3 protein-coding genes are annotated in these 2022 nt (G+C 57.8%); all 3 read left to right on the forward strand.

Features of this window, described 5'->3' with window-relative positions:
• The coding region (locus D8V06_RS12480; RefSeq protein ID WP_130931048.1) for a 50S ribosomal protein L19 at nucleotides 1-101 on the forward strand (101 nt) is incomplete at its 5' end.
• Between the two features lie 99 nt (nucleotides 102-200).
• Nucleotides 201-1097 carry a site-specific tyrosine recombinase XerD gene (xerD, locus tag D8V06_RS12485; RefSeq protein WP_056853624.1) on the forward strand — a complete coding sequence of 299 codons (897 nt, stop codon included), beginning with the start codon at nucleotides 201-203 and terminating at the stop codon, nucleotides 1095-1097.
• Between the two features lie 325 nt (nucleotides 1098-1422).
• The coding region (locus D8V06_RS12490) for a disulfide isomerase DsbC N-terminal domain-containing protein (RefSeq protein WP_130931052.1) at nucleotides 1423-2022 on the forward strand (600 nt) is incomplete at its 3' end.

Below are 2022 nucleotides of genomic sequence, written 5' to 3' on the forward strand. Positions count from 1 at the left end.
GCATGGCTGTTAAACGTCGCGGTGACGTACGTAAAGCCAAGCTGTACTACCTGCGTGACCTGTCTGGTAAAGCAGCTCGCATCAAGGAAAAACTGGCTTAAGTCCAGCTTCCGATGCAGAAAAAAGCAGCCTACGGGCTGCTTTTTTGTTGCCTGCGATTTATCTTCCCTGACCGTACTGTCGGTCTTGCCTGAGCCTTTATGCCCGCCATCGATCATCCCCTGATAGACCAGTTCCTCGACGCCCTTTGGCTGGAGAAAGGTCTTTCCGATAACACCCGCGATGCCTATCGCAGTGACCTCGCGCTGTTCAACGGCTGGTTGCAGGAAAAGGGCCTGGAGCTGATCAACGCCGGGCGCGAGTTGATCCTCGACCACCTGGCCTGGCGCCTGGAGCAAAACTACAAGCCCCGTTCAACGGCAAGGTTTCTCTCTGGCGTGCGTGGCTTCTATCGCTATCTGCTGCGGGAAAAGTTGATCGCGGTCGATCCAACATTAAGGATCGACATGCCGCAACTTGGGCGACCGTTGCCCAAATCCTTGTCGGAAGCCGATGTGGAAGCCCTGCTGAAGGCCCCTGATTTGAGCGAAGCCATCGGCCAGCGTGACCGTGCCATGCTCGAAGTGCTCTACGCCTGCGGGCTGCGGGTCACGGAGCTGATCAGCCTGACACTGGAGCAGGTCAATTTGCGTCAAGGGGTCTTGCGTGTGATGGGCAAGGGCAGCAAGGAGCGGCTGGTGCCGATGGGCGAGGAAGCGATTGTCTGGGTTGAGCGCTACATGCGCGATGGCCGTGGCGAATTGCTTGGCGGACGTCCCAGCGATGTGTTGTTTCCCAGCCAGCGCGGCGAGCAGATGACCCGTCAGACGTTCTGGCACCGCATCAAGCATCAGGCCAAAGTCGCCGGGATCGGCAAATCGCTGTCGCCGCACACCCTGCGTCATGCCTTCGCCACGCATCTGCTCAACCATGGTGCGGACTTGCGGGTGGTGCAGATGCTGCTGGGGCACAGTGATTTGTCGACAACGCAGATTTATACCCACGTCGCCCGGGCGCGATTGCAGGATTTGCACGCCAAACACCACCCGCGCGGCTAAATACCGTTCCTGAAACTGAAATGCTTACCTGTGGCGAGGGGGTTTACCCCCGTTCGGCTGCGCAGCAGTCGTAAACCGGTACTCACGGAGCAACTAATTTAACCCCGTGGCAGATTGTGGGGTTGCTGCGCAACCCAACGGGGGTAAACCCCCTCGCCACAATAAATATTGCCAAACAGGCATCGTAGGTTGTCCTGCGTCACCTGCATTCGGCCCCACGGGCCTTATGTGGTAGGCTTTGTCGGTTTGCACGATGGGCGGTTATGACCCGGTGTTTCGGCACGGGCGTTCTGATCGTCACATTTGTCCGCCTTCAGGAGTTCTCATGCGTCTGACCCAGATTTTCGCCGCCGCAGCCATTGCGTTGGTCAGCACCTTTGCCGTCGCCGATGACGCGGCCGACAAAGCCATTCGTAAAAGTCTGGAAAACCTCCAGCTCGAAGTACCGGTAGAAACCATCACCGCCAGTCCGTTGCCGGGTTTGTATGAAGTCAAACTCAAGGGCAGCCGCGTGCTGTATGCCAGTGCTGACGGGCAATATGTCGTTCAGGGCTACATGTTCCAGCTCAAGGACGGCAAGCCCGTCAACCTGACCGAAAAGACCGAACGCCTGGGTATTTCCAAACTGGTCAATGAAATCCCGGTCGCTGAAACCGTGGTGTACCCGGCCATCGGCGAAACAAAATCGCACATCACCGTGTTCACCGACACCACTTGCCCCTACTGCCACAAGCTGCACGCCGAAATCCCGGAGTTGAACAAGCGCGGAATCGAAGTGCGTTACGTAGCGTTCCCGCGTCAGGGGCTGGGCTCGCCGGGTGATGAGCAATTGCAGGCGGTGTGGTGCTCCAAAGACAAGAAAGCGGCCATGGACAAAATGGTCGACGGCAAGGAAATCAAGGCCGCCAAGTGCGATAACCCGGTT

This window comes from Pseudomonas sp. Sample_24 (assembly GCF_004307605.1).
Taxonomy (GTDB): Bacteria; Pseudomonadota; Gammaproteobacteria; order Pseudomonadales; family Pseudomonadaceae; genus Aquipseudomonas.